This is a genomic window from Zoogloea sp. JDB1 (assembly GCF_056724025.1).
In genome coordinates, this window is the sequence record NZ_CM161496.1 from 40,281 (window position 1) to 63,036 (window position 22,756).

16 protein-coding genes are annotated in these 22,756 nt (G+C 62.2%); 9 read left to right on the forward strand and 7 right to left on the reverse strand.

The genetic code is table 11. The features are described from left to right. Window positions 1–3: 3 nt before the first annotated feature. The 6 genes from AC1PPK_RS00215 to acs all read right to left on the reverse strand — a co-directional run bounded on the left by AC1PPK_RS00215 (window position 4) and on the right by acs (window position 9,394). On the reverse strand, window positions 4–1,431 hold the full coding sequence (locus AC1PPK_RS00215) for a DUF294 nucleotidyltransferase-like domain-containing protein (RefSeq protein ID WP_481115837.1): 1,428 nt from the start codon (window positions 1,429–1,431) through the stop codon (window positions 4–6). Between the two features lie 4 nt (window positions 1,432–1,435). Next, window positions 1,436–3,601 carry a 3'-5' exonuclease gene (locus tag AC1PPK_RS00220; RefSeq protein WP_481115838.1) on the reverse strand — a complete coding sequence of 722 codons (2,166 nt, stop codon included), beginning with the start codon at window positions 3,599–3,601 and terminating at the stop codon, window positions 1,436–1,438. Window positions 3,602–3,644: 43 nt separating this feature from the next. Beyond that, entirely contained in the window at window positions 3,645–4,019 is a 375-nt protein-coding gene (locus AC1PPK_RS00225; protein ID WP_481115839.1) for a response regulator transcription factor, read from the reverse strand. Window positions 4,020–4,093: 74 nt separating this feature from the next. Continuing rightward, window positions 4,094–6,847, reverse strand: a complete 2,754-nt coding sequence (locus AC1PPK_RS00230) for an ATP-binding protein (RefSeq protein ID WP_481115840.1) — start codon at window positions 6,845–6,847, stop codon at window positions 4,094–4,096. Window positions 6,848–6,899: 52 nt separating this feature from the next. Next, window positions 6,900–7,091 (reverse strand): hypothetical protein, encoded by a 192-nt coding sequence (locus AC1PPK_RS00235; protein WP_481115841.1) that lies wholly within the window; start codon window positions 7,089–7,091, stop codon window positions 6,900–6,902. A 344-nt stretch (window positions 7,092–7,435) separates the two neighbouring features. Beyond that, window positions 7,436–9,394, reverse strand: coding sequence for an acetate--CoA ligase (gene acs, locus AC1PPK_RS00240; protein ID WP_481115842.1), 1,959 nt, complete (start codon window positions 9,392–9,394; stop codon window positions 7,436–7,438). A gap of 310 nt (window positions 9,395–9,704) precedes the next feature. On the opposite strand from acs, the gene mshL reads away from it, so the two are divergent. The 6 genes from mshL (at window position 9,705) to AC1PPK_RS00270 (ending at window position 17,882) form a co-directional block, all read left to right on the forward strand. Then, the gene (mshL, locus tag AC1PPK_RS00245) at window positions 9,705–11,549 is read left to right on the forward strand and encodes a pilus (MSHA type) biogenesis protein MshL (RefSeq protein WP_481115843.1); all 1,845 of its coding nucleotides are present in this window, start codon (window positions 9,705–9,707) and stop codon (window positions 11,547–11,549) included. Between the two features lie 10 nt (window positions 11,550–11,559). Next, the gene (locus AC1PPK_RS00250; protein ID WP_481115844.1) at window positions 11,560–13,269 is read left to right on the forward strand and encodes a GspE/PulE family protein; all 1,710 of its coding nucleotides are present in this window, start codon (window positions 11,560–11,562) and stop codon (window positions 13,267–13,269) included. After that, on the forward strand, window positions 13,266–14,471 hold the full coding sequence (locus AC1PPK_RS00255; RefSeq protein WP_481115845.1) for a type II secretion system F family protein: 1,206 nt from the start codon (window positions 13,266–13,268) through the stop codon (window positions 14,469–14,471). The genes AC1PPK_RS00250 and AC1PPK_RS00255 overlap by 4 nt, the downstream gene beginning before the upstream one ends. A gap of 41 nt (window positions 14,472–14,512) precedes the next feature. Further along, window positions 14,513–15,979 (forward strand): hypothetical protein, encoded by a 1,467-nt coding sequence (locus AC1PPK_RS00260; protein ID WP_481115846.1) that lies wholly within the window; start codon window positions 14,513–14,515, stop codon window positions 15,977–15,979. A 26-nt stretch (window positions 15,980–16,005) separates the two neighbouring features. Next, window positions 16,006–16,566 (forward strand): hypothetical protein, encoded by a 561-nt coding sequence (locus AC1PPK_RS00265; RefSeq protein WP_481115847.1) that lies wholly within the window; start codon window positions 16,006–16,008, stop codon window positions 16,564–16,566. A gap of 119 nt (window positions 16,567–16,685) precedes the next feature. Beyond that, window positions 16,686–17,882 (forward strand): glycosyltransferase, encoded by a 1,197-nt coding sequence (locus AC1PPK_RS00270; protein WP_481115848.1) that lies wholly within the window; start codon window positions 16,686–16,688, stop codon window positions 17,880–17,882. Window positions 17,883–17,899: 17 nt separating this feature from the next. Here AC1PPK_RS00270 and AC1PPK_RS00275 read toward each other — a convergent pair whose 3' ends face one another. Continuing rightward, window positions 17,900–18,583 carry an acyltransferase gene (locus AC1PPK_RS00275; RefSeq protein ID WP_481115849.1) on the reverse strand — a complete coding sequence of 228 codons (684 nt, stop codon included), beginning with the start codon at window positions 18,581–18,583 and terminating at the stop codon, window positions 17,900–17,902. A gap of 366 nt (window positions 18,584–18,949) precedes the next feature. Here AC1PPK_RS00275 and AC1PPK_RS00280 point away from each other — a divergent pair, with 366 nt between their 5' ends. From AC1PPK_RS00280 to AC1PPK_RS00290, 3 genes are all read left to right on the forward strand, one after another. Continuing rightward, the gene (locus AC1PPK_RS00280; protein ID WP_481115850.1) at window positions 18,950–20,092 is read left to right on the forward strand and encodes a PEP-CTERM sorting domain-containing protein; all 1,143 of its coding nucleotides are present in this window, start codon (window positions 18,950–18,952) and stop codon (window positions 20,090–20,092) included. Between the two features lie 192 nt (window positions 20,093–20,284). Then, the gene (locus AC1PPK_RS00285; protein ID WP_481115851.1) at window positions 20,285–21,520 is read left to right on the forward strand and encodes an ABC transporter permease; all 1,236 of its coding nucleotides are present in this window, start codon (window positions 20,285–20,287) and stop codon (window positions 21,518–21,520) included. 8 nt (window positions 21,521–21,528) lie between these two features. After that, window positions 21,529–22,743: an ABC transporter permease gene (locus AC1PPK_RS00290; protein WP_481115852.1), complete on the forward strand. Its 1,215-nt coding sequence runs from the start codon at window positions 21,529–21,531 to the stop codon at window positions 22,741–22,743. The last annotated feature ends 13 nt before the right edge of the window (window positions 22,744–22,756 follow it).

The following is a 22,756-nucleotide window of genomic DNA, read 5'->3' on the forward strand; positions in this document are numbered from 1 at the left end:
GACTCATAGTTGGTAGCGCAGCGCAAGCAACTGCTGCAGGCGGCGCCCCTGGCGGAAGGATTCTTTCAGGCGGGCCCGCTCCATCTCGTTAAGCTCGGCCGGCGCCACCTGGTTCGGCGGGTGGGTTGCCGCCCGCTGGCGGCGCAGACGCAACAGCTGGATGAAATCGAAGGCCTCCACGAAGGCTTCCACGTCGCGCGGAGCCCAGCCCAGCGCGGCCCCCGTTGCGCGCAGGCGCCCGACCGTCGAGGTATCGCCAATCCCCAGCGACAAGGCAAGGATGCGCGCCGCATCGACGAAGGGCCGGCTGCCGTCGCGCTTCAGGTCAAGCAGGCCGCTACGGCGATCGACGACGAAATCACGCACCCGACCCAGCGGAAGCCCGCTGCGCAGCGCATCGGCGGCCATATGGCGCAGGAACAGCCCGTTGTCTGATGCACTGTCCAGCAGCCAGCGCATCAGGCCGGACGCCAGCGCGGCGTCGCCGGCCAGCGCGCGCAGATCGAAGAAGATCGTGCCGTTGAGCAGGCTCTCCGGGCTGGCCGCGCACATCCATTCGGCGAACTGTCCTCGCCATTCATCCACGGACAGGCACCAGCGCGGGTTACCGGCCATGATCCCGCCACGGCACAGAGGATAGCCGCAGGCATCGAGCAGCCCATTGATGCGCTGCGCAAACGGCAGGAAACGGGCACGTAGCGCATCGGTGTCGTCCCGCCCTCCCGGCAGGAAGACCAGACCATTGTCCTGGTCCGTGGCCAGGGTCTGCTCGAGCCGCCCTTCCGAACCGAAACCCAGCCAGCACCAGCGCACAAGCGGCAGTTCGAACTCGCCTTCGGTCAGCTCGATGGCCTTCTGCACGATCAGATCGTTGAGGATGGAGATCCACTCCCCCAACTGCTGTGCTCCCTCACCCGTATCCACGCGCCCTGCGGCCTCCGCGCGCAAGCGCTGCGCTGCCGCCGCGAGGGCCTCGGGGCCATCGACAGCGTGGATCGTCTCGATCAGGTCATCGGTTACCCGCCGCCCGCGCGCATAGAGGTCGCCGCTGCACAGCACACCTGCAAAACGCCCCTCGTCATCCACCACCACCAGGTGCCGCAGGCCATGGCGCGCGAGGGTCAGGCGGGCCTGATGCACGCTGGCGTCGAGCGGCAGCGCAACCACGCCACCAGTCATGACGCCAGCCACCGCTTCGTCGAGGTTACCGGCCGGCAGCGCCACCCGCTGCAGCGCATCGCGCTGGGTCAGGATGCCCAGCGGCAGGCTGCGCAGCGGATCGGTCACCACCACCGTGCCGACGCGCGCCACGCACATGCGGCCGAGGGCATCCCGGACACTGGTTTCAGGCGAGACGGCCACCGGCACACGGCGCAAGAGAGCCCCCAGGCTGTCGGTACGCACGCCCGTTACAGCCCCGGACATTTCCATGGCCTCAGTACCTGACCCGCGCGTAATAGGTCTTCTCGGACGCACGGCGAGCCTCGCCGAGCGTCCTGATGCCCATTTCCGCCAGCAGCGGGATCATGCGCAGAAACACCTCGCCGGTGACGATCGCGTCCCCCAGTGCGGTGTGCCGCCCCATCACGCTGACTCCCATTCGCTCGCTGATCGCTTCGAGGCGGTGGGACTCCTGGGATGGATGCAGCACAGCCGACAGCAGCAGCGTATCGAGCACCGGCTGCGCAAAGCGGATGCCAGTGCTCGCCTCCTTCAGTTGCAGGAAGCGCATGTCGAAGGCCGCGTTGTGGGCCACCAACACGGTGTCTTCCGCAAAAGCGTGAAAAGCCGGCAGCACCTTGCCCATCGTTGGCTGGCCAGCAAGCATGTCCGGCGTGATGCCGTGAATCCTGGTCAACGCCTCCGGCAATTCACGCTGCGGGTCCACCAACTGGTCGAAGGATTCCGACTTGCGCAGCTTGCCATTGACGATGCGGGTCGCGCCGATCTGGATGATCTCATCGCCTTCAGAGGGATTGAGCCCGGTGGTTTCCGTATCGAAGACCGTGAAGGTCAGTTCCGACAACGGGCAGTCGTCCAGCTCGTGGCTCGCCGGCGTCTGCTTGAAAAGGTCGAAATCGTAGTATTCGGGCCGGCTGTCGCCCTTCAGGTAGGCCGCAGCCTCGAGTTGTTCCTGGGGGATCGCCGATGGCAGCAGCAGGCGGAAGAAGGCGCGGTGCTGGGTCTTCTCCCGCTGCAGCCAGATCTCGCCGTCGTGGCGCTCAATCACGTCGCGTACCGTCAACGGCGAGTTCTCGCCGGCGAAGGTCATGGGCTCCAGTTCCCAGGCCATCACCGTCTCGGTGCTCATCGCCTGGCCAGACCAGATCAGGTCCAGGTGAGCCAGGCGCCCAGCGGCACTGAGGCGGAACCGCACCTCGCGCACCTCGAACTCGTCGGACAGGCGGCTGGCCAGGTAGCCGATGGCCTGAAGCAGCGAGAAGCTGTCCACCTTTACCCACACCTGCGCGTCCACATCCTCCAGCTTGGTAGGCAGCCCCAGCTTCTTCTCGATACGCCGCTGAGCCGCAGCGATCAGGTCGGCGCCCAGCATCTCGTCGAGGGGCCAGCGGGTCTTGAGGGAGTCGGCAAAGGCATTGGCCGTCTCGTCAAGGCGCGTGCTCATGCCCTGCACCTCGTCGCGGATCACTTTCAGGAAGCGGTCCTTCAGTTCGGCGTCGAGGTCCGGGTATTCCAGCATCTCCGCCGCTGCCCGCAGGTTGGCCAGCGCCGAGCGGCTGCCCTCGGTGAGGGTATGCAGCATCTGGTCACGGCGGGTTTCCACCTCGAAGTTGCGCGTGATGTTGTCGAGCATCAGCACGAAGCCTGAAACGGTCGGCTCGCCCTCCGCCTCCCCGCTGCCCAGCACCGGCGCCATCTGCACGCGCAGCAGCTGGCCGGCACGGGTGGTGGTCACGAAATTCGCCACCGGCTGGGCGCTGCGCTGGCGGATGCGCTCCTGCACGCTTTCAAGGGCATGGGCGATCAGGCTGCGCTCGAAAACCATGTAGATCGAGCGACCGAGCCCGATGATCTCCCCGCCCCCCGCCGCCGTCGGGGTGTCCGACATGGCCTTGAACTGCAGGCGGGCACGGTTGTTGTAGAGCAGGATGCGGCCGTCGAGATTGCAGACGACGACGCTCTGGTTGAGCTCGGACATCAGCGCCGCCAGCCGGTTGCGCTCCTCCTCCACAGAGCGACGGGCCTCGACGATGCGCACCTCCACGTCCTCCTGCAGGCTACGCCGCTGGTCCGCCAGTTGATTGACCGACTCAGCGATGCGCTGCAGCTCCGGCGAACCCATCGGCTTGACCCGGCGGGCTGGATCGGTGCCGACGATCAACCCGACTTCGTCGGCCAGCTTGGCCGGCGCCATGAAGGCCTCCTCTGCGAAGGACTTCATCAGCGCAGCGGCGGCCCCGGCCCCCACCAGTCCGATCATGATCAGCAGGCCGATGCGGGGGTTGAGGATGGGCTCCAGCACTTCACGCTCGGCGGGTGCGAGATCGCGCCACAGGGCAACGCCGGTCACCGCAAGAACGCCCACGACCAATGCGCAGGCGGCCAGGATCGCCAGCCCCTGCCTGGATTTGACACTCACGATGAAACCTCCCGAACGACGCGCCTTGTCCCTTCGACGGGGCTCAAGCCGGGAGCTCCAGCAAGGCCTTGACCTTGGCCACCAGTTCCCGCGTGGAGAACGGCTTGGTCATATAGGCATCGGCGCCCATCGCCAGCCCTTTGGCCACCTCGGTCTCGCGCCCCTTTGCGGTCAGCATCAGGATACGTGTCCCCTGCAGCGCAGGCTCGGCACGGATTTCCTGGCACACCTCGTAGCCGTTCTTGCGCGGCATCATCACGTCGAGCAGCACCAGATCTGGCGCTTCTCTGCGCACCAGATCGAGTGCTTCCTGCCCGTCGCTGGCGATGCACACGGTGAAGCCTTCGCGCTTCATCAGGAATTCCAAGGAAATGACGATGTTCTGCTCGTCATCGGCAATCAGTATTTTTTTAGTCATCTATCCCCTCCCTCTTCGTCATCCAGGCGGGAAGCGCAGACGCGCGGCTCCGGCCGGATGCGAGACTTTGTAGTTTATCTTGCCTCATCTTTCGTTTCTGTTGATTTGCCGCAAGGCAACAGAAACGAGAAACATGCGCCCGCCCCCAGCGAACTCTCAACCCATAACCGGCCGCCGTAGTGCTCGACGATCTGTCGGCTGATCGGCAGCCCAAGGCCGGTTCCTTGGGGCTTGTCCGTCATCGCGTCTCCTCCCTGACGGAATTTCTCGAAAACGATGGCCTGCTCTTCGAGACTCAGCCCCGGCCCATTGTCGCGCACATCGACACGCAGGCCTTCTGCCGTCTCGCACAACACGACGGTTACCCGTCCCTTCCCCTGTAATACGAACTTCACCGCATTGGAGAGCAAGTTGAGCACGACCTGCACGAGACGATCCCTGTCCGCCAGCAGGAGCGGCACCTGGACGGGCAGTTGCACGTCGAGTTCGACCTTCTTGTCTTTGAACAGCTGACTGGTGGCAGCGACAGCCTGCTCGACCACGTCGACCAGATTGACCTCTCCGTTGTGCCATTCGGCGTGACCGGACTCCAGCTTTGCCATGTCGAGAACCTGGTTCACCAGACGCGTCAGGCGTTCGGTCTCGCTGACGATGATGCCCAGGAAACGGGTCCGGTCGGCCACGTCGATGTCGGGATCTTCCAGCAGCATCTCGGAAAAGGCCCGGATCGAGGTCAGCGGCGTACGCAGCTCATGGGTTACCGACGACATGAAATCGTCCTTCAGGCGGTCCACTTCCTTGAGACGTTCGTTGGCCGCGCGCAGCTCTCGCGTGGCGGCCTCGAGCTCCTGCGACTTCTGCTCCAGCCGACGGGAATAAGCCAGGATCTGGGATGCTTCGTCGAGAATATCCATCACCTCGTCGAGACCCAGCGGTTCTTCCTGAACGACCGAAGCCACCATGACCCGTGCCGATGCGCTGCCAATGGCCCCTGCCAGCGTGGTTTCGGCAAAGTGCACCAATCCCGCGTCCGCCTGCAGGGCCTCCACTCCGGCAACTCCGCGGCTCTCCGCGTAGTCCGCAAAAACCTTGTAGGCCCGCTCCCGTCCGATGAAACGCCCGATCAGCGGCAGCAGGTCATCAACTTGCGCACGACCTCGCCAGAACGCCTCCCCATCGGGCCTGGACTGCTTGAAGACGTCCACGAACAGTGTGGCCTGCCCCGCCTCCACCGCATTCGGGCGCCGCTGCAGAGAAACCCAGACATAGGCGCCGATATTGGCGAAGAGACTCCAGAACAGGCTGTGGGCGATCGGATCGATCCCTTGTAGCCCAAACAGTTCCTGCGGACGCAGAATTTCCACGCCCCACAGCCCGGAGTGCGGAAAATCAGCCGGCAACCAACCCGACTTGGCAAACGAAGGCAGCAACAGCGTGTACAGCCACACCGCAAAACCACAGGACAAGCCCGCCAGCGCCCCGCCCCTGGTCGCATCCCGCCAGTACATGCCGCCGAGCATGGCCGGCGCGAATTGGGCCACCGCGGCAAAACTGATCAGGCCGATGCTCACCAGCGCATGGGCCTCACCGGCGAAGCGGAAATACAGATAACCCAACAGCAGGATCAACACGATCGCCAAGCGTCGGACTCCCAGCAAGAAGCCGGACAAATCCCCCTCCCCCTGCAGCGGCAACCAGCGATAGCGCAGCAGGAAAGGCATCACCAGGTCGTTGCAAACCATCGTCGACAACGCGATGGTCTCGACGATTACCATACCGGTCGCCGCCGACAGGCCGCCGATGAAGACCAGCACCGCCAGCCAGCCATCCCCGAAGGACATCGGCAAGGTCAGCACGAAGGTGTCGGCATCCACGTCCTGTCCTGCGAAATGCATCAGCCCGCCCAACGCGATGGGCAGCACAAAGATGTTGATCAGCAGCAGGTACAGCGGAAATTGCCAGATCGCCCGGCGCAGGTGGTTCTCATTGACGTTCTCGACCACGCCCACCTGGAACTGGCGCGGCAGGAACATTACGGACAGCATGGACAGCAAGGTCATTGCGAACCAGTTGCCATAACTGTTGCCGTTCGCCCCCATGGTCATCAGGCGTGCCAGTTCGGGATAGGCGGCCGCACGGGAGAACAGATCCCCGAAACCGTCGAAGATCCCGAAGGTGACGTAAACGCCGACGGCCAGGAAGATCAGCAGCTTGACCAGGGATTCGAAGGCCACCGCAGCCACCATGCCTTCGTGGCGCTCGGTGGCGTCCAGGTGGCGGGTGCCGAAGAGGATCGTGAAGGCGGCCATGATCAGCGCGATGTACAGTGTCGTGTCCGTCAGCCACGGCAAGTTTGCCGTCTTCGCCGGCATGACGATCGCCGGATACTGCATGAGGATCGCAAAGCTGGTCGACACCGCCTTCAACTGCAGCGCGATGTAGGGGATCACGCCAAGCACCGCGATGACCGTCACCAGGCCACCGAGCAGCTGGCTCTTGCCGTAGCGGGACGCGATGAAGTCGGCGATGGACGTGATCCGCAATGTCTTGCTGATCCGCACCATCTTCAGCATCACGAACCACCACAGTCCGACGACCAGGGTTGGCCCCAGGAAGATCGGCACGAAGCCGAGCCCCGACGAGGCGGCCCGCCCGACGCTGCCGTAGTAGGTCCAGGTCGTGCAATACACCGCCAGGGACAGGGCGTAAATGGACGGATTGGCAATGATCGAACGCCCGGCATCGGCACGCTTGTCCCCCGCGTAGGCCACAGCGAACAGCAGCAGCAGGTACAGGAAGGACACGACAACGATCATGGTGCCAGTCATGGCGTCCCCCCCGCGACAAACAAGCCTGGCGCGTACATCGATGTTTGTCCGACTAACGTTCAATGATCCAGGCCATCAGCGCAATGAGCGCGGCCCAGATCCCGAACACGTAAAGGTAGAGGATGGGGATGCCCACCAAACTGGCTTGCATATCAAAAATGGCCAGTATCGGGTAATTGATCGCCATGCAGCCGAAAAGGAATAACGCCACCAGGCGCTGCGCGGTCAACGTCGCCTTGATCATCTCCCCTCCCCGATGCTGCGGTTGTGCTTGCGGTCTTTTTATAAACCGAAATACCAGACTTGGCGAGCCTTTCGGGCCGCATCACGGCACGGCGCGATAGCGCTGGCGACGACCGGCACAGTCCCGCGCACATGGAACCGATGGACGAAAAAAAGGCGCGATGAACGCGCCTTTTTCTCCCCCTCAACCCCCGGTCGAACAGCACCGGGTTCCTCCCCTGTTTTTCGTCGACCAGTCCGCGGTCTCCATGTATTTAGTTTTGCGGCAGCCCATGGGCCACCTGTTGCGGACTGCCCGGCATCGCGGCCGGGGATGTCGCGCCCGGCAAATTGCCGGGCCTGAAATTACTTGAGTTGCTCGAGGATCGCCGGGTTTTCCAGCGTCGAGGTGTCCTGGGTGATTTCCTCGCCCTTGGCCAGCTGACGGAGCAGACGGCGCATGATCTTGCCGGAGCGGGTCTTCGGCAAGTTCTCACCGAAGCGGATGTCCTTCGGCTTGGCGATCGGGCCGATTTCCTGGCCAACCCAGTTCTGCAGTTCCTTGACCACCTTGGCGGCATCCTCGCCAGTTGGGCGAGCACCCTTGAGCACCACGAAGGCTACGATGGCTTCGCCGGTCAGATCGTCCGGACGGCCAACCACTGCAGCTTCGGCAACCTTCTCGTGGGCCACCAGGGCGGATTCGATTTCCATCGTGCCCATGCGGTGACCGGAAACGTTCAGCACGTCGTCGATACGGCCGGTGATGGTGAAGTAGCCGGTGTCCTTGTCGCGGATCGCGCCGTCGCCCGCCAAGTACAGCTTGCCCTGGAAGTCAGCCGGGTAGTAGGACTTCACGAAACGGTCCGGATCGCCCCAGATGGTGCGGATCATGGACGGCCACGGACGCTTGACGACCAGGATGCCACCCTGGCCCCAAGGCACTTCGGTACCGGTCTCATCGACCACCGCAGCCTGGATGCCCGGGAAAGGCAGCGTGCAGGAACCGGGGATCAACGGGGTGGCGCCGGGCAGCGGGGTGATCATGTGACCACCAGTCTCGGTCTGCCAGAAGGTATCGACGATCGGGCAGCGGCTGCCGCCGACGTTTTCGTAGTACCACTCCCAGGCGGCGGGGTTGATCGGCTCGCCGACGGACCCCAGGATGCGCAGGCTGGACAGATCGTAGTTCTTGGGATGCACGGCCGGGGCATTGTCCGCGGCCTTGATCAGGGAACGGATGGCGGTCGGCGCGGTGTAGAAGATGTTGACCTTGTGGTCCTGGATCATCTTCCAGAAACGGCCGGCGTCCGGGTAGGTGGGCACGCCTTCGAAGACGACTTCGGTCGCGCCGCAGGCCAGCGGGCCATAAGTGATGTAGGTGTGACCGGTGACCCAGCCGATATCCGCCGTACACCAGAAGACATCGTCAGGCTTGATGTCGAAGGTGTACTTCATGGTCAGGATGGCGTGCAGCAGGTAGCCGCCGGTGGAATGCTGGACGCCCTTCGGCTTGCCGGTGGAACCGGAGGTGTAGAGCAGGAAGAGCGGGTGTTCGGCTTCGACCCATTCCGGTTCGCAGACGTCAGACTGCTGGGCGAGCAGGTCGTCGGCCCAGATGTCGCGGCCGGCGACCATGGCGGTTTCGCCGCCGGTACGCTTCACGACGAGAACGCTCTTGATGGTCGGGCAGCCGCTGGCCAGCGCTTCGTCGGCGATGGACTTGAGCGGGAGGGCCTTGCCACCACGGTTCTGGCCGTCGGAGGTGATCAGCAGCACGGCGCCGGCATCGTTGATGCGGTCGGCCAGGGACTGGGCGGAGAAGCCGCCGAAGACGATGGAGTGGGTGGCGCCGATACGGGCACAAGCCTGCATCGCGACGACGCCCTCGATGGACATCGGCAGGTAGATGACAACACGGTCGCCCTTCTTGACGCCCTGGCTCTTCAGCGCGTTAGCGAACTTGCTGACGCGGCCCAGCAGGTCGGAGTAGGTGACCTTGGTGACGTCGCCCTTGTCGCCTTCGAAGATCAGCGCGATCTTGTCGCCGAGACCGTTCTTGACCTGACGGTCGAGACAGTTGTAGGAGACGTTCAGCTTGCCGTCGGCAAACCACTTGAAGAACGGAGCCTGGCTCTCGTCGAGAACCTGGGTGAACGGAGTCTGCCATTCGATCAGCTCCTTGGCGCGCTTGCCCCAGAAGCCCTCGTAGTCCTGCTCGGCCTCGGCGCACAGCGCCTTGTACGCTTCCATGCCCGACACGGCAGCGTTCTTGACCACCTCTTCGGACGGATAGTAGAACTTCTGGGTGGTTTCGCTCGTCATTTTTTCACCTCTCCTCGTGTTATTGAGTGTGCAACTTAGCTTGCGATAAAACCTTGGCTGGGTGGGGAACAGGACCTTCGCGGCGCGCCTGCTTCTAATGGCTTTTTCTGGCGGGCCAATCCTACTTCCGGGCGCCATTAGAAGTTATCAATCTTACACATGACTTACACCCGCTCCGGCCAGAGCTGGCACAGCCGGAGCCCATAGTGCTCCTTTATCCCGAAGCAAATCCTGCAAGCCCGCGTCACCCATTTGCAACAAAATACTTTTGTCATAAACTCGGATGACATAAATTTTCAGCCCTGCAACCATGCTGCGTCGTTCCAGCCCGTTCCTGGCGTCCGCCCTGCTCCTCGCCGCCTGCGCCTCCGTTCCACCAGAACAACGAGCCGGCACGCACATCGGCGCCGCCAGCCTGGGTCAGCGCCGCGACGCAACTGCGACACCGCCCGTGGCGGCCGTATCGCCACCGCGGCCCCAACGACAGGAAACCTATTCGGTCGTCGTTACCAACGTACGCGTCCAGGATCTGCTGTTCGCCCTAGCGCGGGATGCCCGCATCAACATCGATATCCACCCGGGACTGAGCGGCACGATCACTCTCAACGCCATCAACCAGACGTTGCCGCAGCTGCTCGCCCGCATCGCCAAGCAGGTGGACATGCGCTTCGAACTCGATGACCAGACCCTGCTCGTAATGCCCGACGCCCCCTACCTGCACCACTACCGCCTCGATTACGTCAATCTCAGCCGCACGGTTTCCGGCACTGTCTCCACCAACACACAGATCGCCACCAGCACCAGCGGCGTCGCCCACGCTGGCGGCACCGCCACGCCCGGCACTGCGCTCGTCGGTGGCGGCAACGTCTCCGCCACGCGCATCGAGAACACATCCCGCAACCAGTTCTGGGAATCCGTCGAGAAAAATATCCGCGATCTGCTGCACGAGACCGACAAGATCCTGCCGCCGGGCTCGAGCGATACCCTGATCGAAAACACCGAAACGAGCACCACCACCGGAACTGTCCCTACAAGCACCCCGTCCGTCTCCCGCACACGGAACACACCGGCGCAGCCGTCGCGCAGCAACGTGCGCATCAACGCCACCCCGGGTCCAGCGGCAACGCAGAACAGCAGTACGACGGTGGTCCACAAATCGACCTTCCGCGAGGCCGCGTCGGTGGTCGCCCATCGGGAAAGCGGCATTCTCAGCGTACGGGCCACGGGGCGTCAGCATGAAAAGGTCCGCGAATTCATCGAGCAGGTGATGGCGGCCGCACGTCGGCAAGTACTCATCGAGGCCACCATCCTGGAAGTCAGCTTGTCGGACACCTTCCGGCAAGGCATCGACTGGAGCCGGATCCTGGCCAGCGGCACCCACTTCGGAATCACCGGGCCGAATCTGGGCAGCAGTGCCGGCAACACGGTGACGCCCTTCAGCGCCACATTCTCGAGTGCAGGCGGCGTCGATGCGACGGTGAAGCTGCTCGAAGGCTTCGGGACCGTCAAGGTGCTGTCGAGCCCCAAACTGTCGGTTCTCAATAACCAGACCGCGGCGCTGAAGGTCGTCGAGGAATACGTCTACTTCAACGTCAAGGCCGACACCACGCAGACCACCAACGCCGGCGCACTGACGACCGTCAGCACGACGCCTCAGGCGGTGTCCGTCGGCCTCGTGATGACCGTCACCGCCCAGATCAGCGAAAGCGGCGAAGTCATCCTCAACGTCCGCCCGACGATTTCCAGCATTTCCGATTTCCGGCGCGACCCGAACCCCAACATCCCGACCGGCATCGCCAACCTGGTCCCGCAGATCAGGACCCGTGAGATCGAGTCTGTCCTGCGCGTCGCCAACGGCGAAACCGCCATTCTCGGCGGCCTGATGGAAGACCGCATCGATTACAAGACCGGCCGGGTGCCACTGATCAGCAGTCTCCCCCTGCTGGGCGAGCTGTTCACCAACCGGGACAACGGCATCCAGAAGACAGAGCTGGTGATCTTCCTGCGGCCGGTCGTCATGCGCGGCCCCGACGTCGTTGCCAGCACCGAACACCTGCGACGCCTGCTCCCGGACGAAAACTTCCTCAGGGAATCTCCCCACCCAGGCGAACGCAACTTTCCATCCGCGACTGCAGAGCAAGCAACGCAACCATGAGCCGCACGCCATGAAACCAGACACCATTTCACTGCCCATCGGGGCGACGCTCATACAACTCGGCCTGATCAGCCAGGACCAGCTCCAGATCGCGCTGCATGAACAACGCCGCGACAGCGGCCTGCTCGGCCAGCACCTCGTGCGCCTCGGCTTCCTGTCCGAGGCCGTGCTGCGCGATGCGCTGGCCGACGCGCTGGAACAGACCAGCGTCGACCTAAGCACCCAGATCCCGGACGGCGAAGCCCTGGCCCTGATTCCCCACGAACTGGCCAGCCGCCTCAAGCTGATGCCCCTCAGCTATGACGCAGCCCGTCGCCACCTGCTCATCGCCACCGGCAACAGCAACGATGCGGCCACCCACGACCCGCTGCTCGGCGTCCTTCCCCCCGGCACGACCATCGAGACGCGCCTCGCCGGCGAATCGGAAATCGCCCGAGCCATCGACCAGTTCTACGGCCACACCCTGTCCATCGATGGCATCCTGCACGAGATCGAAACCGGCGTCCGGGACGGGCGCAGCCGGAGCAACAGCCGCGGCGAGTATGCGCAGCCGGTGGTGAGGCTCGTCGATTCCCTGCTGACCGATGCCGTCAAGCGTGGCGCGTCGGACATTCATTTCGAACCCGAAGCCGGCTTCCTGCGCATCCGCTATCGCCTGGACGGCCTGCTGAGGCAGATCCGCGCCCTGCACAAATCCCACTGGCCTGCCATGGCCGTCCGTCTGAAAGTAATGGCCGGCCTCAACATCGCCGAAACCCGCGCGCCCCAGGACGGACGCATCTCCCTCCAGGTCAGCGGACGCCCGGTGGATTTCCGCGTCGCCAGCCAACCCACCATCCATGGAGAGAACATCGTGCTACGTGTCCTCGACCGCCAAAAGGGCATCGTCAGCCTGGGCGAGTTGGGGTTGGCGCCAGCCGCCTTCGAGCAGTTGAAGCTGATGATCTCCCGCCCCGAGGGGCTGATCCTCGTCACTGGGCCGACCGGCAGCGGCAAGACCACCACGCTTTATTCGATCCTCAATCACCTCAACACCGAGCACGTCAACATCATGACGCTGGAGGATCCGGTCGAGTACCCGCTAGCGATGATCCGCCAAACCGCCGTTGCCGACGCGGCCCGGCTGGACTTCGCCAATGGCGTGCGCTCCATGCTGCGCCAGGACCCCGACGTGATCCTGGTCGGCGAGATCCGTGACACCGATACCGCGCGCATGGCCCTGCAGGCGGCCATGACCGGCCACCAAGTCTATTCGACGCTGCACACCAACTCGGCGGTCGGCGCGATCCCACGTCTGCTGGACATCGGCATCCTGCCGGACATTCTGGCCGGCAGCCTGATCGGCATCGTCGCCCAGCGGCTCGTGCGGCGCCTGTGCCCCGCATGCCGCGAAGCATATCCCGCCGAAGCACACGAACTGCCGCTACTCGGCCTCATCCCGAACCAGCCCCCTCCCGTTCTATACCGTGCCATCGGCTGTGCACAATGCGGCTTCCAGGGCTACCAGGGGCGGCTGGCGATCATCGAATTGCTGCGCCTGGATTCCGGCCTGGACGAACTGATCGCCCATCGCGCGTCCGCACGGGAAATCCTCGCCATGGCTCGGGAGCACGGCTTCGCCAGCCTTGCCGAAGACGGCGCAAGACGGGTCCTTGAAGGCAATACCACACTCGCGGAACTGGCCCGGGTAATCGACCTGACCACTCCCTCCCTGCCATGATCGACTTCGCCTATCGGGCTCTGGATGCAGACGGACGGCGGATCCGTGGACGCCTGCTGGCCACCGACCTTCCGGATCTCGAACAACGCCTGCACGATCTAGGTCTCGAACTCCTCCACGGCAAGCCGGCCGCAGCCTCCCGCGTGCTTCGTCGTCAGCGCCCCGTCTCCCGCCGGGAACTGATCAAGCTGTGCTTCCACCTGGAGCAATTCCTGCGCGCCGGCGTACCTATCATCGAAAGCCTGACCGACCTGCGGGACGCCATCCACCACCCGCCGTTCCGGCAGGTCATCGCCGACACGGTACAGGCCATCGAAGGCGGCGCCACCCTGTCGGAAGCCTTTGCCCACCATCCCCGCGTCTTCGATCCGGTGTTCCGCAACCTGATCCGGGCCGGCGAGTTGTCCGGCCGCCTGCCGGACATCCTCCACACCCTTGCCGACGCCCTCAAGCGCGACGATGAACTGGCATCCCATTCGCGCCGCCTGGCGATCTACCCGGCCATCGTCACCGTGGTCATCCTGGCCGCACTCAGCGTCGCGCTGCTCTACGTCGTACCCGAACTCGCCCGCCTGTTCCACAGCACCGGCCAACCCCTGCCGTGGCAGACCCGCCAGCTCATCCTCCTGTCGGGCCTGCTCTCCGAGTACGGCTGGCTGCTGCTCGGCAGCGTGCCAGCCAGCGTTCTGGGCGTGCGGCTGGCACTGCGCACGCATGCCGGGCTGCGCCTGCACTTCGATGCCGCACTCCTGCACCTGCCTATCATCGGCACCATCCTGAACAAGATCATCCTGGCCCGCTTCACCGGCCTGTTCGCCATGATGTACGCATCCGGCATCACCATCATCGATGCCCTGAAGACCGCCGAAGACGTGGTCGGCAACACAGCCCTGCAACGCGGACTGCAAGAGGTCGGACGAGCCATCGAGGATGGCCGGCAGGTATCGGAGGCGTTCATTGCCGTGAACCTGTTTCCGCCCCTGGTTACCCGCATGCTGCGGGTCGGCGAAAGCACCGGCGCCATCGACACGGCCCTCGCCAACGTCAGCTACTTCTACGACCGGGACGTCCGTGAGGCGATCGAACGTCTGCAGGCCAGCATAGAGCCGGTACTGACGCTCGTCCTCGGCGCCCTGCTCCTGGGCGTCATGAGCGCAGTCCTGATGCCGGTGTACGACATCATCACCCACATGCCATTCTGACCATGGGCCGCCCGCCACTCCTTTACCTCGCGCCTGACGGCTTGCACTGCTATCGCCTGCGGAGACGCACGACAGAACATATCGGACAGTTCGCGCCCGACACTGTCGGCCAGGAGGCCTTTTCACAGTGGCTGGAAGAATCCTGGGCGAATACGGCATTCACCCTCCTGGTGGATCTGCCCGATGAGCGCTTCAGGATCGAAACCCTACCCCATGTTCGCGGCCCTGACCGCAGGCGCTTACGGGAACGCCGACAGGCGCAGATCTTCCCCGATACCCCTTACGTAGCCCACCAGTACCTCGACTCCAGGCCATCCGGGAGGCGAGAGGAGCGCGTCCTGTTCGCAGCCCTGAACCGCCCCCCGACCATCGATCCCTGGCTCGCCATCATTGAACGTCATGGCCACCGCCTGAGACGGCTCATTCCCATGCCTTTTCTCGCGGCCACCGTCATCCCTCACCTTCCTGCCGCACCAGGGACATTCCTGCTGGCCCTGCAGACACCTGCCGGTCTGCGGGTTTCATGCTTTGATGGTTGCAAGCTCCTGCTCAGCCGATTGCACCCTTTGCCCTCCCACCTCACGCCACAGCTGTCCGAATGGATGGCAGAGGCCCAGGAAGCTCACCGCCACCTACTCAGCCAACGCCTCATCGCCCATGACACGCAATGCACGTGCTATCTGCTGACATCGCCGGAAGACAATATGTCCCCAGCACTGGAGTTATCCATTCCCCACGGCGATCTGCATTTCATCCTGAAGGATCCTGCGCACCTGCTCCCAGGCACGTCCCCATCCGCTTCTCGTGCCGAAGGCTGCCTGCCCATGCTGCTGCCCCTGCTCCAGCGGCACTCCCGATTACCGCAGGCCACTCCCGGTAGATTTCTGCTCACCCACCAGCTTCACCAGATCGGCCGGGCACTCCAGGCCACATCTGCCGTCATCCTGCTCGCTTGCGCAGCATTTGCCATCGCCAACATGCGGGAAATCCAACCCTTAGAGCAGCGGAGCAGTACCGCCAAAGCCCGTGGCGACGCCACCGAGCAAGCCTTGACGACACTGGTAGCGACCAGTCCGACGCCTCCCCATTCGCTGGCGCAGCTCCAGATCACCCTGGAGACCCTCCAACACCTGGACACGGCAAGCTCAGGCCCCGAGCCTGCCCTGCGCCAGTTGGCCGTCGCCCTGAACCCGCTACCGGACGTCGTGATACGCAGGATCGACTGGAGTGCCAATAGTAGTAATGCGGGTGCAACAAAGGAAACGCCAACGTCTGGCGAAACGCTGACCCTGCACTTCGCCCTACCCCGTGAAGGAACACGAGAGCGGACAGACCACACGCAGCGCATTCTCACAGCACTCAGCACGATTCCCTACGCTCACCTGCACACCGAACAAGTCCCCGTTGAAATGATGGCCAATCGGCCTCTCAGCCCTGCTGTGCTCGAGAAAAACGCACAAGCAGCCGATCTCGTCATCCGTATGGAATTTCCGGTCACCAAACCATGAGGTCACTGCCACCACACCTCCGACCGTTGCTGCGCCCCCTGTCGGTTGCAATCCTTCTCGTTGCCGCAGGCGTGGCCCTCCAGGCGGTCAGCCTTCAGTGGTACACGGAGGCCCTACAGGCAAGCATTGCAGCTGAATCCCGCCTTGCTCAACTCGAAGCCCATTACCAGCAGGTGTTGAAGACAAACCAGGCGACCGACGACGCACTGGCCTCATGGACTCGTTACCGGCATGAAGAGCTTTCGACGACACCCGACCGGGTTGGCTGGATCGAAAGCATCCAATCCCTGGCGGCACGACCGGGCTTGGCTGTCACCGACTATGAATTCAGCCCCGATGTCGCTCTGGATGAACGGCAACGGAATGCACCGCCAGCACTGATCGGTCTGACCCCTCTACGCATCCGTGCCACGGTAGACCATGAAGAAAAATTCATCGAGTTGCTGGCAGCCATCCGGAAGACCGGAAAGGCCACTGCACAGCAATGCAGTCTTTTCGCCCCCGATATGGGCGATGGAAAGGCCAGCCAAACTCAAGGCCTGGGCATGGAATGCCGCTTCATGCTGGTTTCCCTGCTCTCCCGATAGAGGCAAACCCGGCAGAGAACCGCTCACCCCGGCTCGCTCCCGCTGGACATCAAACGCCGCAAGCCTGCAGAATTTTGCGGACGACTCACAAGCCGCACTTCTTTCCAAGACATGCCGTGATGCCCAAGAAGATCCTGTTGATGGCCCATGACGTCACTCTGGCGCATCTGGGCCGCCCCCTGCAGCTGGCGCGCTATCTCCAGGAAGCTGGTCACAAAGTCATCCTGGCAGCCTCTGCGGATTCCGCCCGTTTCCTGCATGACTTCTCCGGCCAGACTCACCTTCTCAAACCCACCGGCAAGGCGAAGTTCATCGACAATCTGGCCAAAGGACGCCCAGTATTCGATTTCTCCACTCTGCGGCAATACGTGGAAGAGGACGAACAAGTACTGTCGGCCTACCGCCCCGATATGGTGATCGGAGACTTCCGGATCACGCTCTCGATCTCGGCACGTCGCCTGCACATCCCTTACGCAACCATCACAAACGCCTACTGGAGCCCGGCCTTCTCGCCGCGCTTCGTCGTACCTGACCTGCCAATGGTCAGGTATCTGGGTATAGGCCTTTCCCAACTTCTCTTCGACATAGCACGGCCATTCGCCTTCGCCTATCACTGCCGACCGATGAATGCGCTGCGCCGTCATTACGGCCTGCCATCCCTCGGTCACGATCTCCGCAATATTTACACGGATGCGGACCTTGCCCTGTTCAGCGACATTCCCGAAGTGTACGGGCTCGATACCGACCTACCCGATGGCGTTTTTCTAGGTCCGATCCAGTGGGCTCCCGACCTCCCCTTTCCGCCTTGGTGGGATGAATTGGATGCTGGACGACCAATCATCTACCTCACGCTGGGTAGTTCCGGCGATGAAAGTACGTTGCCGGAAATTGTCAGGCAACTAAGCTGCACCGATGCACAGATCATGGTTGCAACGGCCGGAGCCAAACACCTGCCCAAGCATCCACGTGTATTCAGCGCCGAGTATTTACCTGGAACTCTGGCCGCAAACCGCGCCGATCTCGTGGTCTGCAACGGCGGAAGTCCCACTTCATACCAAGCCATCGCCTGCGGAACCCCCGTCCTCGGCATACCGAGAAATCTGGACCAGTTCCTCAATATGCACTACCTGGAAAAGAACGGCCTGGGGACCGTCATCCGCAACGACGCCCTCGTCCGAGGGCGGCTTGGCCCGCTAGCCAAGCAGATGCTCGCAGCCCCGGAGTTGGTATCGAACGCTTCCGTCTTTGCCAGGACCATCAGCCGCTACAACCCCAGAACCCAGCTATCGGCGGCCATCAGAACACTCATCCCATGACCACTGCCCAGCGCCATCTAAGCATCGGGCTCTGAAGTACTGGCAGCCCGGATCAAGCGCGCCGGCACCCCACCCCACACTTCATCCTTCCGGATATGGGTGCCCTTGGTGACCAGGGAACAAAATCCAACGACAGCGCCATCTTCGATGACCGCCCCGGCCATGATCACGGAACGGCCGCCGATCGTCACATTGTCGCCAATGCACACCCGATGGTGGGCCAGCTTCCCCGCCGCCTGCGCATGGGGAATGATCAAGCAATCGATACCCAGCTGGGTTCCGGCACCAATACTGACCAGATGGGGGTCGAAGACAAGTCCTGACGAATACGTCCCGTCTCCTACCTTGCCGCCCAATGCAATCAGGACCAGCCGCGACAGCGGCACGGGAATGATGCATAAGCGCAGAATGGGCAAGAAGATCATCAGCCAGAACATGATGTACACGAGGTAACGAAACTCTTCCGTGGACCCAACTGCGAGTTCCCCCTCCGGAAAGGGGAAGAAACGGATATACGCCCGATAAACCAACACTGTCAGTGCAAGAAACACGGACACCACCGACAACGCGAGCAGTATTTCCCCCCCGAAGCGACCATCAAGCCATTTCATCAGGAGGAATGCACAGCCTCCGGTCAGCAGCACCGGGAAAGACAACAAGGCAAAGAAAACCAAAATTGGGAGAACAGTAACTTTGCGCATCGCCTTCCTTTCCACCTCACCTTGTCATACGAGGTCAAGCCACGGGCGAATTGACCAGCCCCATCACCTGCACTCTCACCCGAGCGCGGGTAACCCGAGCCTCCGGACCGCCGCACCAAGCACGCTGGCATGCAGGATAGCGCATGCCAGCAAGGCTGCACACGCCATACCAATGACTACTGGCCGACGGGAGCAACCGATGGCTGGCAGCACAGCATAAGGCCACCCGCACCTCGCTAGCGTGCGAGCTCACAGTCAGTCCCTGTTTGGCCGGCAGCACGTCGTCAGCATGTCGAAAAATTTTACAAGCGTCCGTCGGACACACACCCATGCGCCCCCCCAAAACATCTACACTGCTGTAAACAAATGGAATTTTTTTTCTGGCACGGCTCTCGCTTAAAGTCTTCGCAAGGCGATGAACAAAAGAGACTGCCTAACCCTTTACGCAACACCGTTTTCAACTGGAGAGCTTCCATGAAAAAAATGCTTAAAATCGCAGCAGCCCTGGCTGTCATTGGGGCCGCGTCCCAGGCACACGCAGATTTTTCCGCTCAGACCGTCACCATCGACCCCGATGGGGCCGGTGGTGCGTTCGGCGATATTTCCGTCACCTCCCTGAACTGGCTGGCCGGTAACGCTGTGACCGTTGGCGCCGGCGGCAGCACGGGCCAAACGATCGCATCCCTGAACAGCTCGCTGTCCAGCGGCACTGCTGTCTTCCAGAGCTACTACCAAGCCCAGCTGAACACCTTTGTGTATAACAATGGTGGCTCTTCCAGCACTTACACCCCGGTCGGCCAATGGACTGTCCAGGCCAGCTTCCAGGAAGCCGCCACGGCCACCAGCGTGGGCGCCGCCAACATTGCCCTGAGCCCGATCAGCGGCACGGTTTCCATTTTCTACAACGCTGTCCAGACGGCCAACGACATCACCGGCACCGGCTACAGCGACGGCATCAAGATCCTGCAAGGCACGATCGTCGGCGGCTCCGGGACTTTCCAGAACAGCACCTTCATCAATGATCTGCTGGTTTCGCTGGGTGTTATCCCGAGCAATCCGACCCCGATCACCGACTTGGATCACTTCGGCGCCAACGACGCCCCTGGTATCAAGTCCATCCAGGGTAACGGTCAAAGCTCGCTGGTGGTCGACATCGGCGCATCGGTTGGTGACTTCATCGATACCAACTTCTTCAAGACCAACATCACGTCGCTGTCCCTGGTTGACGGCGGCGACGTGAGCGATACCGGCCAGCTGGTTGATCCGTTCTCGCAAGCCAACCCGTCCGATCAAGTCGTCGGCTATACGCCGCAATACGGTGGCGCACTCGGCGACACCAACGGCGTTATTGCTGCGAACGACGGCACGACCTTCACCGGCAACAGCGACTTCCAGTTCCAGACGACCAACGTCACCTCGTTCCAATACAAGGTGCCGGAACCCGGCTCCCTGGCCCTGGCTGGCCTTGGTTTCGCTCTGACTGGCGCCCTGCGCCGCCGCAAGGCCTAAGAGAGGTCGCAGCCCTTAGGGCAGCTTTCTCATGCAGTTAAAAAGCCGCCCGGTTCGAACCGGGCGGCTTTTTCATTTATGTCGTTCCATCAGCTCCGCAAGAGACTCAGCTCCAAGCCCAGCGGTTGATCAGGTCATGCACAGAGTCTATACAATGGCGATCTCCGCCTCGACAAGCCGCACCCGATCAACATGTCGCTAGATATCTACCTTCGCGATCTGACGCTTGCATCCCGAAATGTCATTCGGCAGCGTCGGCGCTCACTGTTTGCGTTGGCGATCATTTCCGGGGGAGTCATCGCGCTCATGCTGGCGGGTGGATTCGTCCAATGGATCTTCGATAACATCCGTGAAACCACCATCCGGGCCCAACTCGGCCATGTCCAGGTGGTGCGCCCAGGTTATTTCGAGAAGGGCATCGCGGACCCTTACTCTTACCTGCTTCCAAAGAACGACCCGCTTTTCGAGCAACTCAGCCAGGCCCCTGGCGTCCTGACCGTCACACCCCGTCTCGTCTTCACAGGATTGATCAGCCATGGAGACGCCAGCATCGGGTTTTCAGGTGAAGGCGTGGATCCTGTGCGGGAACGGGATCTCAGCAAGGATCTGCACATCGTCGAAGGAGAAGCGCTCTCCGCGAACGAGCCGCAGGGAATCATCGTCGGAGAAGGCTTGGCCGCCAATCTCGGCGTAAAGGCCGGAGACACGGTGGTGCTGCTGAGCGCCAGCAAGAAAGGGAGTCTGAGCGCCGTCGAATGCCGGATCCGCGGCCTGTTCATGACATCCACCAAAGCTTATGACGATGCCTTCCTGCGCGCACCGTTGCCAATTGCCCAGCAACTATCCAAAGTCAGCGGTGCCACCAACTGGCTCATCCTTCTGAAGCACACCGACGACACCGACTCATTCATCAGTCAAGCCAAGACCGCCCACCAACGCAACGATATACAATTCGTGGCCTGGCATGAGCTGGCCGACTTCTACAAGAAGAGCGTTGCCCTGATGTCGAGGCAAATTGGCGGTGTGGAATTGCTGATCGCATTCATCATTGTCCTGTCGATCAGCAACACCCTGTCGATGGCGGTAATCGAGCGGACGGGCGAAATCGGTACCGTCATGGCACTAGGCGTCAAAGCCAGCGGAGTGCTGCGCACATTCCTGCTCGAGGGCCTACTGCTTGGCGTTATCGGGGGGCTGATCGGCATTGCGATCGGCTCCACGCTTGCTGCCATCATTTCCCACTTCGGGATCCCCATGCCGCCGGCACCGGGGATGGCTCGCGGATTCACAGCCCAGATCAACATCAACTCGAGAATCCTCGCTGAAGCGATGACCATGGCCGTTCTCACCACACTGCTGGCCAGCATCGTCCCGGCCTGGAAGGCGTCACGCATGAACATCGTGGACGCACTGCGTCACCAGCGCTAGGAGCCGCCATGTATCTCAAGCTCGCGCTCCGCAATGTACTCCGACAAAAAACCCGCACCGCGATGACCCTTGCGGCCATTGTTTTCGGCGTCATCGGCCTGATTCTGGCGGGTGGCTTCGTGCAAGACACCTTCATCCAGTTGGGCGAGGTCATCATCCACTCGCAAACCGGGCATCTGCAAGTCTTCAAGAAGGATTTCGTGGAAAAAGGCACACGCTCCCCTGAACGCTACCTCATTGATACGCCGGCCAAACTGGCCTCCAGCATCGAGAAACATGCAGGCGTCGATCAGGTCATGGGACGCATCTATTTCTCGGGTCTGCTGAACAACGGCAAACGGGATCTTTCGATCATCGGGGAGGGGGTCGAACCAGACAAGGAAACCAAACTCGGCAGCTTCATCATGATCTCCGAGGGGCGCCACCTGAAGGATAGCGACCACGAAGGCATCCTCGTCGGCCAAGGTGTTGCCAGAACGCTGGGACTGAAGCCCGGTGACCGCATCACGCTCGTCCTGTCGGCAGCAGAAGGCGCAATGAATACCCAGGACTTTGAAGTCATTGGCGTGTTCCAGAGCTTCTCCAAGGACTTCGATGCGCGAGCTGTTCGCATTCCCCTCGCAGCCGCTCAGGAGCTGATGTTCACAAAGGGCGCCAACATGCTCGTGGTGTCGCTACACAAGACCGACGATACTGACCGGGTTCTTGGTGAATTACGCGCTGAACTCCAAGGCAGCCCATACGACGTTCGCAGCTGGAAAAACCTGTCCGATTTCTACGAAAAAACGGTTCAACTCTACGATCGCCAGTTCGGCGTTCTGCAGTTGATCATCTTGTTGATGGTGCTGCTGTCGGTGACCAATAGCGTCAATATGAGCGTCTTTGAGCGTCAGGGCGAATTCGGCACCATGCAGGCGCTCGGCAACAGCTCAAGAGACATCATTCAATTGATCCTTACCGAGAGCGCCATCCTGGGCCTCGCGGGAGCCGTGATCGGAGTTTTTCTCGGCGTAATGGCGGCGCTGGGAATCTCAGCCATCGGCATCCCGATGCCACCGCCTCCGAATGCCAACGTGGGCTATACCGCGTTCATCCGCATCGTGCCGATGACTCTTTTGACATCGGGTTGCGTCGGATTCCTGGGAACCGTACTGGCCTCAATCCTGCCGGCCTTCAAGGTAACCCGACTACAGGTCGTCGATGCCCTGCGCCAGAACGTCTGACGCAGGGCGTGAC

Coding starts and splice junctions, on each gene's coding strand:
- AC1PPK_RS00285 (WP_481115851.1), top strand. CDS start 20,285: ATGTCGCTAGATATCTACCTTCGCGATCTGACGCTTGCATCCCGAAAT.
- AC1PPK_RS00255 (WP_481115845.1), top strand. CDS start 13,266: ATGATCGACTTCGCCTATCGGGCTCTGGATGCAGACGGACGGCGGATC.
- mshL (WP_481115843.1), top strand. CDS start 9,705: ATGCTGCGTCGTTCCAGCCCGTTCCTGGCGTCCGCCCTGCTCCTCGCC.
- AC1PPK_RS00230 (WP_481115840.1), bottom strand. CDS start 6,847: ATGACTGGCACCATGATCGTTGTCGTGTCCTTCCTGTACCTGCTGCTG.
- AC1PPK_RS00290 (WP_481115852.1), top strand. CDS start 21,529: ATGTATCTCAAGCTCGCGCTCCGCAATGTACTCCGACAAAAAACCCGC.
- acs (WP_481115842.1), bottom strand. CDS start 9,394: ATGACGAGCGAAACCACCCAGAAGTTCTACTATCCGTCCGAAGAGGTG.
- AC1PPK_RS00280 (WP_481115850.1), top strand. CDS start 18,950: ATGGAATTTTTTTTCTGGCACGGCTCTCGCTTAAAGTCTTCGCAAGGC.
- AC1PPK_RS00235 (WP_481115841.1), bottom strand. CDS start 7,091: ATGATCAAGGCGACGTTGACCGCGCAGCGCCTGGTGGCGTTATTCCTT.
- AC1PPK_RS00225 (WP_481115839.1), bottom strand. CDS start 4,019: ATGACTAAAAAAATACTGATTGCCGATGACGAGCAGAACATCGTCATT.
- AC1PPK_RS00250 (WP_481115844.1), top strand. CDS start 11,560: ATGAAACCAGACACCATTTCACTGCCCATCGGGGCGACGCTCATACAA.
- AC1PPK_RS00215 (WP_481115837.1), bottom strand. CDS start 1,431: ATGGAAATGTCCGGGGCTGTAACGGGCGTGCGTACCGACAGCCTGGGG.
- AC1PPK_RS00270 (WP_481115848.1), top strand. CDS start 16,686: ATGCCCAAGAAGATCCTGTTGATGGCCCATGACGTCACTCTGGCGCAT.
- AC1PPK_RS00275 (WP_481115849.1), bottom strand. CDS start 18,583: ATGCGCAAAGTTACTGTTCTCCCAATTTTGGTTTTCTTTGCCTTGTTG.